This is a genomic window from Pseudomonas monteilii NBRC 103158 = DSM 14164 (assembly GCF_000730605.1).
In the GTDB taxonomy this organism is placed as follows: Bacteria; Pseudomonadota; Gammaproteobacteria; order Pseudomonadales; family Pseudomonadaceae; genus Aquipseudomonas; species Aquipseudomonas monteilii.
In genome coordinates this window covers 160,462-175,576 of the sequence record NZ_BBIS01000009.1, presented here as the reverse complement: position 1 = coordinate 175,576, position 15,115 = coordinate 160,462, and the positions used below count along the sequence as shown (strand labels likewise).

13 protein-coding genes are annotated in these 15,115 nt (G+C 60.0%); 9 read left to right on the top strand and 4 right to left on the bottom strand.

Annotation, left to right across the window (positions count from 1 at the left end):
• The first annotated feature begins 26 nt into the window (after window positions 1–26).
• Both PM2_RS04670 and PM2_RS04665 read left to right on the top strand, forming a co-directional pair.
• Window positions 27–1,340, top strand: a complete 1,314-nt coding sequence (locus PM2_RS04670; protein ID WP_028698757.1) for an L-fuconate dehydratase — start codon at window positions 27–29, stop codon at window positions 1,338–1,340.
• A 66-nt stretch (window positions 1,341–1,406) separates the two neighbouring features.
• Complete coding sequence (locus PM2_RS04665; protein WP_028698756.1) at window positions 1,407–2,708, top strand: MFS transporter; 1,302 nt, start codon at window positions 1,407–1,409, stop codon at window positions 2,706–2,708.
• 64 nt (window positions 2,709–2,772) lie between these two features.
• Here the strand turns inward: PM2_RS04665 and PM2_RS04660 are convergent, their stop codons facing one another.
• The 3 genes from PM2_RS04660 to PM2_RS04650 form a co-directional block, all read right to left on the bottom strand.
• Window positions 2,773–4,125, bottom strand: a complete 1,353-nt coding sequence (locus tag PM2_RS04660) for a GntR family transcriptional regulator (RefSeq protein ID WP_028698755.1) — start codon at window positions 4,123–4,125, stop codon at window positions 2,773–2,775.
• Window positions 4,125–5,504: a hypothetical protein gene (locus PM2_RS04655; protein WP_016714169.1), complete on the bottom strand. Its 1,380-nt coding sequence runs from the start codon at window positions 5,502–5,504 to the stop codon at window positions 4,125–4,127. The genes PM2_RS04660 and PM2_RS04655 overlap by 1 nt, the downstream gene beginning before the upstream one ends.
• Before the next feature lie 516 nt (window positions 5,505–6,020).
• The gene (locus tag PM2_RS04650) at window positions 6,021–7,043 is read right to left on the bottom strand and encodes a zinc-dependent alcohol dehydrogenase family protein (protein WP_016714170.1); all 1,023 of its coding nucleotides are present in this window, start codon (window positions 7,041–7,043) and stop codon (window positions 6,021–6,023) included.
• Between the two features lie 206 nt (window positions 7,044–7,249).
• On the opposite strand from PM2_RS04650, the gene PM2_RS04645 reads away from it, so the two are divergent.
• The 6 genes from PM2_RS04645 (at window position 7,250) to PM2_RS04620 (ending at window position 13,237) form a co-directional block, all read left to right on the top strand.
• Window positions 7,250–8,164, top strand: coding sequence for a LysR family transcriptional regulator (locus PM2_RS04645; protein WP_014591302.1), 915 nt, complete (start codon window positions 7,250–7,252; stop codon window positions 8,162–8,164).
• A 346-nt stretch (window positions 8,165–8,510) separates the two neighbouring features.
• Window positions 8,511–8,810 (top strand): His-Xaa-Ser system protein HxsD, encoded by a 300-nt coding sequence (gene hxsD, locus PM2_RS04640; protein WP_019098276.1) that lies wholly within the window; start codon window positions 8,511–8,513, stop codon window positions 8,808–8,810.
• Entirely contained in the window at window positions 8,807–10,294 is a 1,488-nt protein-coding gene (gene hxsB / locus PM2_RS04635; protein WP_019098275.1) for a His-Xaa-Ser system radical SAM maturase HxsB, read from the top strand. The genes hxsD and hxsB overlap by 4 nt, the downstream gene beginning before the upstream one ends.
• Window positions 10,294–11,529 carry a His-Xaa-Ser system radical SAM maturase HxsC gene (hxsC, locus tag PM2_RS04630; protein WP_028698754.1) on the top strand — a complete coding sequence of 412 codons (1,236 nt, stop codon included), beginning with the start codon at window positions 10,294–10,296 and terminating at the stop codon, window positions 11,527–11,529. The genes hxsB and hxsC overlap by 1 nt, the downstream gene beginning before the upstream one ends.
• Window positions 11,526–12,134, top strand: coding sequence for a His-Xaa-Ser repeat protein HxsA (hxsA, locus tag PM2_RS04625; RefSeq protein WP_019098273.1), 609 nt, complete (start codon window positions 11,526–11,528; stop codon window positions 12,132–12,134). Before hxsC ends, hxsA begins: the two co-directional genes overlap by 4 nt.
• Before the next feature lie 608 nt (window positions 12,135–12,742).
• Complete coding sequence (locus PM2_RS04620) at window positions 12,743–13,237, top strand: type II toxin-antitoxin system YhaV family toxin (protein WP_028698753.1); 495 nt, start codon at window positions 12,743–12,745, stop codon at window positions 13,235–13,237.
• A gap of 145 nt (window positions 13,238–13,382) precedes the next feature.
• Here PM2_RS04620 and PM2_RS04615 read toward each other — a convergent pair whose 3' ends face one another.
• On the bottom strand, window positions 13,383–13,907 hold the full coding sequence (locus PM2_RS04615; RefSeq protein WP_016486361.1) for a hypothetical protein: 525 nt from the start codon (window positions 13,905–13,907) through the stop codon (window positions 13,383–13,385).
• Window positions 13,908–14,103: 196 nt separating this feature from the next.
• On the opposite strand from PM2_RS04615, the gene PM2_RS04610 reads away from it, so the two are divergent.
• On the top strand, window positions 14,104–14,961 hold the full coding sequence (locus PM2_RS04610; RefSeq protein WP_019098270.1) for an SDR family oxidoreductase: 858 nt from the start codon (window positions 14,104–14,106) through the stop codon (window positions 14,959–14,961).
• Window positions 14,962–15,115: the final 154 nt, after the last annotated feature.

Here is a 15,115-nt window from a genome sequence, read left to right as displayed (position 1 = left end):
GTGCTTGAACAGAACAAGAGCCGACCATGAGCATTCGTATTACCCACCTCAGCGTACGTGACATCCGTTTCCCCACTTCACTGTCGCTGGATGGCTCAGACGCCATGAACAGCGCCCCCGACTATTCTGCGGCCTATGTGGTGCTGCACACCGACGCCGAGGCCCTCGAAGGCCACGGCCTGACGTTCACCATCGGCCGCGGCAACGAGATATGCGCGGCCGCGGTGCAGTCACTGGCGCCCTTGATCGTCGGCCTCACCCTCGATGAAATCACCGCCGACATGGGTGGTTTCTGGCACCGCTTTACCGTCAGCGACAGCCAGCTGCGCTGGCTGGGCCCGGAAAAGGGCGTGATCCACCTGGCCACGGCCGCCATCATCAACGCCGTGTGGGACCTGTGGGCCAAGCACGAAGGCAAGCCCGTATGGAAACTGCTGGCCGACATGACGCCGGAGCAACTGGTGCGCTGCCTGGACTTCAGCTATGTCACCGACGTGCTCACCCCCGAAGAAGCCATTGCCCTGCTGCGACGCCAGGCGCCAGGCAAAGCCCAGCGCGAGACACAGATGCTGCGTGAAGGCTACCCCGGCTACACCACCGCGCCAGGCTGGTTGGGCTACAGCGAAGAAAAAATGCGCAAACTGGCCCGCGAGGCCGTGGAAGATGGCTGGACCCATATCAAGCAGAAGATCGGCGCCGACCTGGAAGAAGACATTCGCCGTGCCACTATCCTGCGCGACGAAATCGGCTGGGAGCGCACCCTGATGATGGATGCCAACCAGGTGTGGGGGGTCGAGGAGTCGATCGCCAACATGCGCCGCCTGGCCGCCTTCGAACCGTTGTGGATCGAAGAACCGACCAGCCCGGACGACATTCTCGGCCACGCCACCATTCGCCAACGCATCGCGCCGATTGGCGTGGCCACCGGTGAACATTGCCACAACCGTGTCATGTTCAAGCAAATGTTCCAGGCCGGTGCGCTGGACTTCTGCCAGCTGGACGCTGCCCGCCTGGGCGGCCTGAACGAGGTGCTGATCGTGCTGCTGATGGCGGCCAAGTACGACGTACCGGTGTGCCCGCACGGGGGTGGCGTCGGGCTGTGCGAATATGTGCAGAACATCGCCCTGTTCGACTACATCGCAGTGTCTGCCTCGCTGCACAACCGGGTGCTGGAGTACGTCGACCACCTGCACGAGCACTTCATCGACCCGGTGGTGATCCGCCGCGGGCGCTACATGCCGCCACAACGCCCGGGCTACAGCATCGAAATGCACGCTGAAACCCTGGAGCGCTACCAGTACCCCAACGGCGCAGTGTGGCTCGACATCAACCGCTCCTGACCCACAGACCTTGGCGTGTCGCGGTCACGCGGCACGCCACCAGCACATTTCACGGGGAAAAAAACAATGACAACCCTCACCCGTGCAGCGGCTTCGGCCCCTGCCGCCACCACAGAGCAGCGCCTGAACGGCCTGCTGTTACGCAAATTGATGCCGCTGCTCATCGTCGTCTATGTGATGAGCTTTCTTGACCGCACCAACATCGCCTTGGCGAAAGCCAGCATGGGCATCGACCTGGGCTTGTCGGCAGCGGCGTACGGCCTGGGTGCCGGCCTGTTCTTTCTCACCTATGCGCTGGCCGAAGTGCCCAGCAACCTGATCATGCATCGGGTGGGCGCGCGCTTCTGGATCACCCGCATCATGATTACGTGGGGTTTGCTTTCGGCGGGCATGGCCTTCGTCCAGGGTGAAACCTCGTTCTACATCATGCGCCTGTTGCTGGGCGTAGCCGAAGCGGGCCTGTTCCCCGGAGTCATGTTGTACCTGACCTATTGGTTCGACCGCGAACAGCGCGCCCGTGCTACGGGGTATTTCCTGCTGGGCGTGTGCCTGGCAAATATCCTCAGCGGGCCACTGGGCGGTGCCCTGCTGGAAATGGACGGCGTACTCGGCTGGCACGGCTGGCAATGGCTGTTCGTGCTCGAGGGCCTGCCTGCCGTGGCCTTGGCCTTGGTGGTGTGGAAGAAGTTGCCGGACGGCCCCGCATCGGCGCCCTGGCTGTCGGCCGCCGATGCCAAGGCTATCGAACGCCGCCTGGCTGCGGAGCGGGCTGCCGCGCCACAGCAAAGCAAGTTGGGGCAGATGTTCCGCGACCGGCAGATCTGGCTGGCGATCGTGGTGTACTTCGTGCACCAGATCACCATCTACACGGTGATTTTCTTCTTGCCGGGCATCATCGGCACATACGCTGCGCTATCGCCTTTCCAGGTCGGCCTGCTGACCGCGGTGCCATGGGTTGCCGCCGCCATCGGTGCCGCCACCTTCCCACGGCTGGCCACCTCACCACGCCGCTGCCGCACCTTGCTGTTCTCCGGCCTGCTGACCATGGCGGCCGGGCTGCTGCTGGCCTCGCTGGCCAACTCGTTCGTTGGCCTGATCGGGTTCTCCCTGACGGCGCTGATGCTGTTCGTGGTGCAATCGATCATCTTCGTCTTCCCCTCCAGCCGCCTGAGCGGCAATGCGCTGGCGGCCGGCCTGGCCTTCGTTACCACCTGTGGCCTGTTTGGCGGCTTCGTCGGGCCTTCGGTAATGGGGCTCATCGAGCAGACCACCGGCAGCACCCGCAATGGTTTGTGGATCATTGCTGCGTTGCTGGTAGTGGCGGCACTGGTCAGCACCCGCCTGCGCCAGGGGCAGGAGCAACACTGAGCAATACGCACGCTTGCACCGCCTGCAAGCGCAGCCTTGTGCTGCACTTGCAGGCACTTCGATCTCAATGTGAGAGGCGGGCACGGCGCCGGCAGCCTTGCTCCAGCGCCCGCGCCAAACGCTCCACCGCTTGGCGCAGGTCGTCGGGCAGCCCGCCCGGCCACATCAACGCCAGGTATTGCGGGTAACGCCCCTGCAGGCAGAACTGCTCGCCCGGCACTGCATGCAACGCTGAACCTGCCAAGGCTACGGCGACACGCTCCCATACCAGCGGCTGGCGAAAGCAAACCCACAGCATGTGCCCACCTTGCGGCATCTCAAACCTCACCTGTTGGCCAAATTGCAGCGCAAGCACATGCGCCAGGCCGTGAGTGCGCCTTTGCAGGTCTGTGCGCAGGTGTGCCAGTTGTACGTCCATTTCTCCCTTGTCGAGCATGTGCGCAAGCGCCTGCAGACGCAGTGGCGCAAGCCGAAACGCGCGTTCGGCAAACGCCTTGGTCAGCACGGTGTCTTTGCTCAACAAATAGGCATACGGTGCTTCGGCACCGACCGTGGACTCGAACGCGCCCATCACCAGCAGCCAGCGCGGGTCGACCCAGTCGCGCAGGCGCTTTTTGGGTGGCCCGTTGTAACAGAGCTCACTGTCCAGATCGTTTTCCAACAACCAAACAGGGTGCTGGCCTAGTAACAGACCAAGCTGTTGCTGATAATACGGTGAAACCAGCCGCCCTTGCGGCATGCCCAGGCACGATGGCATGACCAGCATCTTTACAGGCTCGCTCCTCAGCAGCGTGGCCAAGGTGTGCAGGTCAGGATTACCACGGGCATCCGGTGGCACCTCCAGCACACGTATGCCTGCACGCGTCAGGGCGAGCAGCACTTGCCGGCAACAGGGCGAATGCACCAGCACGGTACCGCCCTGCAAGGCCAGCGCCGCCATCAGCGTCTCTAGCAACGCAGGCACATCAGGTGCCAGTTGCACGTCATCGCGACACCAGTACTGGCTGGAAGAACGGGTATAGCGTTCTGCCAATGCACTGCGCAGGCGGGTGCTGCCAAGCGCCCCCCAGGGCTCCACGCTGCGGTCACGCTGGCGGGCGAAACGCCGTTCGTGGCCAAACAGGGCACGCTCCAGCAGCGGTTGCACGGGGGGTGGCAGACTGGGCGTGGTCACGGCTTGCACTTTGCAAGCGTGTTGTACGTAATAACCAGACCTCGGCAAGCAGCGTACGCGGCCCTCCTCTTCCAGCAGGCTGTAGGCGCTCTGCACCGTTGCCAACGACACCCGCAGCCGTCGGGACAGTGTGCGCAGTGACGGCAAGCGGCATGGGCCACCGCTTGCCGCCTGATCGATCATGGCTTCCAGGTAGCGATATACCTGGCGATACGCGAACTCGCCGGGGGCCACTCGCCCCATCAGGACAACCCCGCAAAGCCGCGCCGCAGCCCCAACGCCTGCCGAGGCATCAACCTCAAATGCACGTCGCGGCGGGCGAGGTTGTTCAGCAGGCGCCAGGCGGTCAGCGGTAGTTGCCCACTATAAATAGCCCGCAACTGCACCAGCGGCAGGCCACTGGTGTTCACCAGCCAGGCTTTCACCGCATCAGGGCAGGGTTTGCCCTGCAACGCCCTGTGTAGGTACGGCAACGCCACCAACATATCGGCATGCCGGCACTGCAGGAAACGTTCGAGGTTCTTCCCTTGCCGGGCAAAAGGGCTGAATAGCAAGCACACCAGCTGCGTCTGATTGAGGCCGTAGGTTTTGCCGAGTTGCGGCTGGTGTATTTCGTGTTGCTTGCTACCGCCCGACTGCCCGGCCAGACGCAGCGCGGGGCGGCTGGACTGGGGGTCCAGGCTGCGTGCACGCAGTTCGTGCAACTGTGCCGTGGCTTGCGGATCGACGAATGCCGACAGTGGCCAGGCACCCGGGGCGTTCTCGATACTACAACCCAGCATGCTATCAAGCGGCTGTGCTTCGACTACGTACGGTAGCAGGTCATCGAGGGCTATCAGCCGCACCATCTCCCTTTCCGATGCGCCGCCCAATGCCGGCTGGCGATTGGGGGCGCCCCCGACAACCCCATGCAACCGGCCCAGACCTTGGGCCAGCACCGCCAGGCACTGGTGCATCGCATACGGGCCGTGCTCGCCGGACAGGCGCAGGTTACGCCGGGCCCATGCCAGGTATCGGCGCCGCTGGGCACCGGGTATGGCGGTGACCAATGCATCGGCTGGTGCCTGTGACTGCAGCGCAAAACCTATAGCCCCCGCCAGCTCCAGGTGCAGACGGCTACCCAGTAAGGCTTCAGGCCTGGCGTCGACCAAGTGGCCGAACATCAACAAAGCGTCTTTCGCCAGTGCCCAACGCTCGGGCCTGGCCGAGGGCTGGCGGCGAAACGGCACCACTGCGCCACCCTCGATCATCTGCAACTGCACCCGGGGGTCATCCTGCATGAACAGTGCGCTGAAGCTAAGCTCGTGCGCGTCCAGCCTGGCGCTGTCCGCAACCGGCAAGCTGACCACCAGCACCCGCAGCTGGAAGGTTACCGGCGCACGCAGGGCAATACTCAATTGTGCGGCACGCAGCATCGCCAACAGCCTGGCACTGTGGCGATCGCTGCCCTGCAACACCTGCAAACGGAAGGTACCGATATACTCGAGCCCGCCCGCCGCAACCAGCAGCCGTTGTATCAATAGTTGCAAAGAAGCACGCTGCGCCTGTGACATGTGGTTCAGCAAGCGTTCAAGCACTTGTTCGTAGACGTAATGCATTGCCTGGTCGTGAATAGCTGTCACGAAATCACCTCACCCACTTCATTCAGCCGACACATGCCGAGCCCACTGCATTGAGCTTGAACCTGCGCCAAACTTACCCAGAAGAAATTGCCTACAATCAAATGGAAGTAATGACGTAACCCTTCACTCTGGCCAAGCCATCGAAAAAAGCCCTCCGCCACGATGACCTATCGCTAACACACATTGCCCTGGCCTCGGCGTAGCCATGCTCATTTCACGCTCCTTGCGCAAACTACTACCGGGCCATTATCGAGGGATGCAGAGCGATTTGAAGATACAGATCGCGGTAAAAAAACCATTCACCAGAAGTACGAGCGCACATTGAAGCGCATGGTGAATGCGTTCAAGCCAGATTATTTGGCGGAATATTTCCGACAACTAAAAACCACCCCGCTTAGATGTAGTACTTGTCACATTCAACTGTAGGAACGTTCCTATTTTTAAAGTTTCACACCCACCCCGCAGACACAAAAAAACCCGGGGCTCACCCGGGTTTTTCAGTAACGCATGCAACCGTCAGTGTTGTGCCATGTCCAGCACCACCCGCCCGCCGCACGGGCATTGGTCCATGTAGCGATGCGCCTCTACCACCTGCTCGAACGGGTACACCTTGATGATCTGCGGTGTCAGCAACTGGTCGGCGGTAAACTGGTTGATGTCGCGCAAGGCGCGCTGCAATGCCACCTGGTCCTGGCTGATGCCAAGCTCTGGCTTGCCGGTGAAGTTGCCGATGCAATGCACATAGAACTGGATGTTCTTCTGGAAAGCTGCGCACGCCGGGAACGGCGTTTGATTGCCGCCTTGCAGGCCATACAGCACCAGGCTGCCACGCGGTGCCAGCACATCGCCCAGCAGCGACATCTGCGGGCCGCCCATGCCATCGAGAACCATGTCCACGCCGCGGCCTTCGGTATACTTGCCAACCTGCAGCAGCAAGTCCTGCTCTTCGGTGACAATCACTTTGTCGGCGCCCAGGCTCAGCAGGTACTCACGCTGTTCCGCTTCCTTGGTGGCCGCAAACACTTTCAGCCCCAACGCCTTGCCCAGCTGCACGAAGGCGGGGCCGGCGCAATGGCTGGCGTCGGTGACCAGCGCAGTCTGCCCGGCCTTGGCCCGCGCCAGGTCGACGTAGGCAAAATAGGCGATCAACAGCGGCGTATAATGCACGCTGGCCTCGATCGGGGTGAGTACATCCGGGTAGCGGGTAATGGCTGAACGCGGGAGCACGATGACATCGCCATACACCGGGTGGTCGTTGGCACTGGTAGCCGGGAAGCTGGCAACCCGATCACCGACGACAATGTCTTCTACCCCTTCACCGACCGCCGTCACCACCCCGGCCATTTCGTGGCCGATCCCCGCAGGCAGCCGTGCCTGGGACGGCGCCAGGTTCTGGCGCCAAAGCACGTCATACCAGCTGACGCCAACCGCCTGGACGCGGATCTGAACCTCGTCGGCAGCGGGTGACGGTTCGGCCTGCTCCTCGCAACGGAGCACATCGGCAGCGCCGAACTTGTGGAAACGGATCATGCGGGACATCGCATACCTCGCCTTTGTGAACCTCTAATTACCACTGACTCTATCCGGGCTTTACCGGTTAGACCATCAGCGGTCATTAATAGTCGACATGCTTGTCATCGATTGGGCACCTCACTTTCCCTGCAATTGGTCCCCCTAAACCCGTGCAGGGTAACAGCCTTTGGCCTTAAGATTCACCCCTGCCCCACTTTAGGCGAAGCGCACCGATGAATCGAAACGACCTGCGTCGCGTAGACCTCAACCTGCTGATCGTGTTCGAAACGCTGATGCACGAGCGCAGCGTGACCCGTGCCGCGGAAAAACTGTTCCTCGGCCAACCGGCCATCAGTGCGGCCTTGTCGCGGCTGCGCAACCTGTTCGACGACCCGCTGTTCGTGCGCACCGGCCGCAGCATGGAGCCCTCAGCGCGGGCCCACGAGATCTTCGCCCTGCTGTCGCCGGCGCTGGACTCCATTTCCACGGCGGTCAGCCGCGCGGCCGAATTCGATCCCGCCACCAGCAATGCCGTCTTCCGCATCGGCCTGTCAGACGACGCCGAGTTCGCCCTGCTGCCACAGTTGCTCAAGCGCATTCGCGCGGAAGCGCCTGGTATCGTGCTGGTGGTGCGGCGGGTCAATTACCTGCTGATGCCTACGTTGCTGGCTTCGGGCGAGATTTCGGTGGGCGTCAGCTACACCAGCGAACTGCCGGCCAACGCCAAGCGCAAAGTACTGCGCCGCAGCATGCCGAAACTGCTGCGGGCCGACAGCGTGCCCGGCAGCATCACCCTGGACGACTTCTGTGCGCGACCGCATGCACTGGTGTCGTTTGCCGGAGACCTTTCCGGGTTTATCGATGAAGCGTTGGAAGAAATTGGTCGCAAGCGCCATGTGGTGCTGGCGGTGCCGCAGTTCAACGGGCTGGGGAGCTTGCTGGCGGGCACGGATATCGTGGCGACGGTGCCGGACTACACGGCCGATGCACTGACTGCGGCGGGAGGGTTGCGTGCCGAGGACTTGCCGATACCCGTGCGCAGTTTCGAACTGCACATGGCTTGGCGTGGAGCGCAGGATAATGACCCGGCGGAAAGGTGGTTGCGGTCGAGGATACAGATGTTCTTCGGCGACCCTGAGAGTCTTTAGGCGTCGTCTGGCAGGCTGTTCAGCTGATCAATTCTGCCTTTCCACAAACCATGGAGCTCCATTCACTTCCAGTGGATTGCTACATTGGGGGCATATTTGAGGGCATGCTTTGGATGGTTTGAAAAGGATGCCCCCAGCCTGAGGCCAAGCAGGCTATTGATGAGGATGGGTGGACTGAGGGAGATATGAACCCTCGGCCCTACCTCGTATCAATGGCCGAGCCGCAGTGAGCGCACCACCAACCACGCTGGACAAATGCGTGCAAATGTAAAAAATTATGATGGCATAATGCCTCGTCAACCGGCAAAATCCACACGTTCCCAACGGATTTGAAGGACCGGTTCCGATGACATGGCCAGTCACGCTGAAACTCGACAGCGCAGCCTACCCGCTTAGCGTGGTGCAACGCGCCGCTTATTCCCTTGCCGACACTGTCACGATCCAGGTCGGTATTGAAACCAATCAGATAAGTCTCACGGCCCACCCCGCCGAAGCAAGGCTAACGCTTTCCCCGGAGCAGGCTCACTCGCTGATCCTCCAGCATCTGAACGACTTCGCCCTACGCGACCATATCAACCGCGAAACAGCAGGGTTGCGCGAAGTCCTGGCCCGAGCCGCACTCGCTGGATGTGGGGTTTCGCAGTGACACTGATTGCGACAGACGCCAAGCACTACCGCTTGCTGCCTTTTCGATTCATGCGCATGAACACGGGACATGACCGTGACATCCTGCTCACCTCCGATACCGGTGAGTACATGCACGTGAACGACGCGCAATTACGAGCTCTCAGTTACTTCGACGTTCAAGCAAGTACGCCTTTTTACAAGGACCTGCTGGCCCGCCACTTCATCTACGAACCAGGCCGCCACGACCCGTTCCCGGAAATGGCCGCACAGTATCGCAGCCGCAAGGACTTCCTCTTCCAGGGCCCTGCACTGCACTTGTTCGTGGTTACATTGCGCTGCAACCACACCTGCCAGTACTGCCAGGTGTCGCGAGCCCCTCTGGGAGGATCCGGCCACGACCTGTCGGAAGCGGATGCACAGGCGGCGGTCGATCGCCTGTTCGAATCGAACGCTCCCGCCCTGACTGTGGAGTTTCAGGGTGGCGAGCCGCTTCTGGCCTTCGAGCGCGTCCGCCAGATTGTCGAATGGGTCGCTGAACGGAACGTGGTCGAACAACGGGATATCCAGTTCGTCATCACCACCACGCTGCACCACCTGACGGAGGAGATACTCGACTTCGCAGAACAAAATCGCATCCAATTTTCGACCTCGCTCGATGGGCCGGCGCCCTTGCACAATGCCAACCGCCCTACCCCGTCACGAGACTCCTACGAACGCACTGTAAAAGGCATCCAGTGGGTCCGTCAGCGCCTTGGCCATGATGCAGTTTCCGCGCTGACCACGCTGACTTCAAGAAGCCTCGAACAACCTGAAGCGATCATCGATGAGTATGTAAGCCAGGGCTTCTCCAGCATCTCGCTTCGGCCTCTGAGCCCTTATGGGTTTGCCACCAAGAGTGCCCATCGACTTGATTATCCGATTGAGCGATACCTGGCCTTCTACAAGAAGGCACTGGACTATTTGCTGCGTATCAACCAGCAGGGCGTGTACCTGTCGGAGAGTTACACGAGCCTGCTGCTGAAGAACATCCTCACGCCCTTCTCCTCCGGCTATGTGGACCTGCGCTCCCCTGCTGGCGCAGGCACTGCGGCGTTGGTTTACAACTATGACGGTTATGTCTATCCCTCGGACGAAGCCCGAATGTTACTGGAGATGGGTGAAGATGGCTTGAGGCTCGGCACCGTACAGCAACACTTGTCTGAACTACTGGCATCGCCCGTCATGGAGGCATTGCTTGCCAGTGGTGTTGCGGAGGCACTGCCGGGCTGCTCGGACTGCGCACTGGTCCCCTACTGCGGCGCAGACCCCATTGAACACTATGCTCGCCAAGGTGACCCAATCGGACACCGGGTGTTCAGCAGCTTCTGCAAGAAGAACATGGGACTGCTGAAGCATTTATTCGGCCTGCTTCGCGATGGCGACGACAACGCGCAGAGGGTGTTGTTGTCCTGGTTGAACAGGCGCTCCTACAGCGATGTTCGGTTCCCGGGTTACAGGGGCTGATGGCGATGCTGCGCAAAGATACCCATTTCGAAATCCATCACCTGGATGAGCCAAAGCTGCTCAAAGTCATCACCCTGGATGAGTTTATCGAACAAGGCCTGGCTGTATGTGCCGGAAACGCTGAGGTCGGTGAGCTGCTGCTTTGGCTGCCAAACCAAGAACGGCTGCGGAGCCCGAACCTGCTTTCATTGCCCGTGGGTGGATTCCTGACCCCAGAGCCATTGATTGGCGACTTCGACAGCGAGCGGCTACACCTGCACACACCCAAAGATGCCGATGTCGTGCAGCCCGGCGATGTCATTGCCATCACACCAGGCAACGCTTTGGTACGAGTGCTGTATCGACGAGGCTCGGACAGCAACCTGCTGTTCATGACCGATCGTTGCAACAGCCTCTGCCTGATGTGCTCGCAGCCGCCCAAAGATATCGATGACCGTTGGCACATCGAGGAAAACCTTCGGCTGATCGACCTGATGGACCCGAGCGAGGAAAACCTGGGCATCAGCGGCGGCGAGCCAACACTCTATCGCGACGGCCTACTCGAAACTCTGGCCAAGTGCAAAGCCGTTTTGCCGCAGAAATCCATTCATGTGCTCAGCAATGGTCGCCTGTTCAAAGATCCGAGCTGGATCCGAGCACTCTCTACTATCGACCACCCTCAGTTGAGCTGGGGTATTCCGCTGTATGCCGACAATGCCGAAGACCATGACCATGTGGTGCAGGCTCCCGGCGCGTTTAGCGAAACCCTGCAAGGTCTTTACAACCTGGCGCGTGCCAACCAGATCATCGAGATACGCGTGGTGCTCAATCGCCTGACCACGCCACGCTTGCCGGAGCTCGCCCACTACGTGTTCAGGAACCTGCCCTTCGTGCGGCATGTTGCGCTGATGGGTATCGAAAGTACCGGCCTGGCTAGGAAGAACTATGAAGAGCTGTGGATTGACCCGCTGGACTATGAGGAGTCGTTGAGCCAGGCAGTGTATTTCCTGTTCAACCGCGGAGTGCCGGTTTCGATCTACAACTTGCCCCTGTGCCTGATCCCGGCCCACCTCTCGCGTTTCGCCCGCCAGAGCATCTCGGACTGGAAGAACCTGTTCATCGATACCTGTCAGCAATGCGCTGCCGTCAGCCACTGCTCCGGCTTTTTCAAATCCCACACCGACCGCTGGCAGAGCCGCGGCGTACAACAACTATCGACCGAGGCCTTTAGCGCCTATGCAAGGAGTGCACAGTGAAATTGCTTGACCGCTGGAAAGTCCTGATCAGTGGGATCAGTTTGCTGCCTATGGCAGGTACCGCCCTGGCACAGACGGGCCATATGCCGCTCGCCGATGCGAACTGGCAGCCTAACGACAAGCTGCAGCCCCCGGTATTTGCCGATACGCTCAATGCGCCAGACGCCGTGAACATCTATGCGGCACATCGCTCACACAGTTCACACCGGTCCCACAGTTCGCACAGTTCTCACTACAGCGGCTCGGGTGGCTATAGCGCACCTCGCTACTACAGTCCACCCGCTACCAGTACCCGAAGCTACAGCGCGCCGAGTGCTTCGAGCAGCAGCCCAAGTAGCAACAGTCTTTATCAGTCGTCTGGCACTACCAGCGGGACAAGTTCGAGCACTTCAAAGAGCCGCGCGACCAATGAGCAGAAAAGCAACCTGGTCACCCGTGTGCAAACCGCGCTGATGGTGCGACAGTATTACCAAGGCTCCATTGATGGGGTGATGGGCAAAGCGACACGTGGTGCGTTGATGGCCTTTCAGATGGACAGTGGGCTGACCGTGAATGGCCGGATGGATACACCATCGCTGAATGCGTTGGGTATCAAGATTCCATAAGTTTTTGGCGCTGATGTGATTTTTGACGCCGGCTACCAAGGCCCGAGCACCTCATACGGCACCGCTTATGCCCAATGTCGCATCATCCATGCGCTGAAAGCCAAAGGGCAGTACTTCAAGCTTCAGGCGGTAGAAGACAGAGACGTCACACCATATGTCTCATCTCGGTGGGCTAAGTAGTTCGCATATCGACTCATCGAATAACCAGGGATTTGCCGGATTCTGGTTGGTCATCCAGTATACGGAGGCGCACTGAATACCAGTCACGTCCACCCCACCCCGCTTCAGAAATCGCCATGCGCGATCACTCGCACACCCGGTGCAAATGGGGGCAAAACTGGGGGCACAATTCTATTTTTTCAGGCTCTAACTACTGCTCTAGAGCCAAGTCAAAATGTTTTTTGGCGACCCTGAGAGTCTTTAGGCGTCGTCGGGCAGGCTGTTCAACTGATCACTTCTGTCTTTGAATCGCCCCTGGTTTCCTAGACACCTCAAACTCCCACTATGAGACTGATCGTGTCCCTGGAAGACTTGGCGCAAACCATGCTCGCCAACGCAAACCACTCTGTAAACCTGGACGAAGATGTCGACGGTGAGGTCGCGATCTGATGCTGCGACATGGCTGGACACTGTTGTTCCAAGAAGGTGTGACTTTACAGCTACGCAAATTGCAAGAAGCCGCCGCCCGGGCCGAGCAGAACGACCCGCAAGGTTTTGAAAGCAACGCCAACGTCAAGCTGCTTCGGGCATTGAGCCATCTGATCATGGAGGCTGTGCCTGCCGACTCGGGCCGTGATGAGTTCCGCCAAGGCAACACGCTGGTCACCGCCTACCGACATTGGCGGCGGGCAAAAATCGGCAGGCGCTTTCGGCTGTTCTTTCGCTACGACTCAACATCCAAGGTCATCGTCTATGCATGGGTCAACGACGAAAATACCCTACGGTCCGCAGGCAGCAAATCCGATCCATACGCCGTATTCGAGAAGATGCTGGGCCGCGGCAACCCTCCTGATGACTGGGATGCGCTGACTGCTGCAACGCGTAGCGACTGGGACGAGTCCAAAGTACAAGCTGCGCGGCCGGGTGAGGGATTGCACGTTTGACACCGGCCCTCCCCTCGGTGCATCCACTGTAATCCAATGTTTCGCACTTCATCTTCTTGTCCGCCCGGCCCTCGGGCGTTGAGGCGCTCGGTCAGTAAGGCCTCAGTCTTCAAAACGTTACCGCCATGTTTTCAAGCAAACGTGTTCAGGCCAGCTGGATGTAAACCGAGTAGCTACCCAATAGCACCCAGAACACCAGAAAGATCCACGGCGTCCGTAGCGAGAACAGCAATGACTTTCGATGCCCTGCACGCGAGGTTTCCGCCTCGCAGAACAGCGGCGATTCGTCGTAAGCCAGCCCCATCAACGGCTCGCTGCGCAGCAAATGACTTTGTTTGAGCTGCCAGTGATCGATGATGTTGTACGCCGCGCGGATGCCAGGCCAGGCGTTGAGCGAGCTCAATACCCCGAGCAAGGCAAGGAACGCCGGTACGATCAGGGTGAACATCTCGCCCCATCCTTGATTGAGGTTTCCCATGGAGGAGACGAAGGCAATGACCAGAAACGACTGCGCCGCCAGGTAGGCGTCCGTGCGGTTGGCCAGGATGCTGGTTTCGTACTGGATCTCACGCCGGTAAAAATCCAGACGCTCCTTGGGAGAGCCGAACATCCTGGCATTGTGTTCGCTGATCTCGTGCTCAGGGGTCGTAGGGGTAATGATTCGAGGCACTCGGTACTCCTGGAATTGGGCTCCGGGCGCAGAGATGAGCCTGGAGCTGGATTCGGTAGAACAGGCGATGGGCCATGGAATTCAATTGGATTGATATCCCGCACCGCTCGTCGTACCAACCGCAGATTGAAACCAACACGCCGGGGCTAGGCCTTTCGAACCGGTATGAGCGTTCTCAACTGCAGGAGCTTCTACCATGCGAGACTTCCCTACCCCGCCCTTCCCTTCGCAGCCTCAAAATGTCCCTGGCTCACAGCGCAAGATGGAGCCCTACCCGGATTGTGGTGAGCAGTCGTATACCGGCCACAATCGACTCGAAGGCAAGATTGCACTCATCACCGGAGCAGACAGCGGCATCGGGCGGGCAGTAGCGATTGCCTACGCCCGTGAAGGAGCCGACGTCGCCATCGCTTATCTGGATGAGCATGACGACGCGCAAGAAACCGCGCGCTGGGTTGAGGCCGCAGGCCGTCAATGCCTGCTGTTGCCCGGAGACCTGGCGCATAAACAGCACTGCTATGACATTGTCGAAAAGACCGTCAGCCAGTTCGGGCGCATCGACATCCTGGTCAACAACGCGGCGTTCCAGATGGCCCACGAGACCCTGGAGGAAATCGACGATGATGAATGGGTGAAGACCTTCGATACCAACATCACCGCCATCTTCCGTATTTGCCAGGCGGCCCTGCCTTCCATGCCCAAGGGCAGCTCGATCATCAATACCAGCTCGGTCAATTCCGACGATCCATCCCCCAGCCTGCTGGCCTATGCCGCGACAAAAGGGGCCATTGCCAACTTCACTGCCGGCTTGGCTCAGTTGCTAGCCAAGAAAGGCATCAGGGTCAACAGCGTCGCGCCAGGCCCTATCTGGACGCCTTTGATTCCGGCCACCATGCCGGACGAAGCCGTCAAGAACTTCGGTTCCAGCTACCCGATGGGACGCCCCGGGCAACCGGTGGAGGTCGCGCCTATTTACGTGCTGCTGGGCTCCGACGAGGCCAGTTACATCAGTGGCTCACGTTACGCTGTGACTGGCGGCAAACCGATCCTCTAGCAAAAAGAGGCTCGCCATGCTGGCGAGCCTCACCCTCTTTTTTATGTGGCAGTTTCAGCGTTTGTGCTGATGGTGATCACGGGCCGTTTTTTGCGCTGTCGAGTCATGGGATGTACCGGTGGATCCATCCGGACGATGAGCATCGTTGTCTCGC

Coding starts and splice junctions, on each gene's coding strand:
- PM2_RS04650 (WP_016714170.1), bottom strand. CDS start 7,043: ATGTCCCGCATGATCCGTTTCCACAAGTTCGGCGCTGCCGATGTGCTC.
- PM2_RS04665 (WP_028698756.1), top strand. CDS start 1,407: ATGACAACCCTCACCCGTGCAGCGGCTTCGGCCCCTGCCGCCACCACA.
- PM2_RS04660 (WP_028698755.1), bottom strand. CDS start 4,125: ATGGGGCGAGTGGCCCCCGGCGAGTTCGCGTATCGCCAGGTATATCGC.
- PM2_RS04620 (WP_028698753.1), top strand. CDS start 12,743: ATGCTGCGACATGGCTGGACACTGTTGTTCCAAGAAGGTGTGACTTTA.
- PM2_RS04645 (WP_014591302.1), top strand. CDS start 7,250: ATGAATCGAAACGACCTGCGTCGCGTAGACCTCAACCTGCTGATCGTG.
- hxsD (WP_019098276.1), top strand. CDS start 8,511: ATGACATGGCCAGTCACGCTGAAACTCGACAGCGCAGCCTACCCGCTT.
- PM2_RS04610 (WP_019098270.1), top strand. CDS start 14,104: ATGCGAGACTTCCCTACCCCGCCCTTCCCTTCGCAGCCTCAAAATGTC.
- hxsC (WP_028698754.1), top strand. CDS start 10,294: ATGGCGATGCTGCGCAAAGATACCCATTTCGAAATCCATCACCTGGAT.
- PM2_RS04670 (WP_028698757.1), top strand. CDS start 27: ATGAGCATTCGTATTACCCACCTCAGCGTACGTGACATCCGTTTCCCC.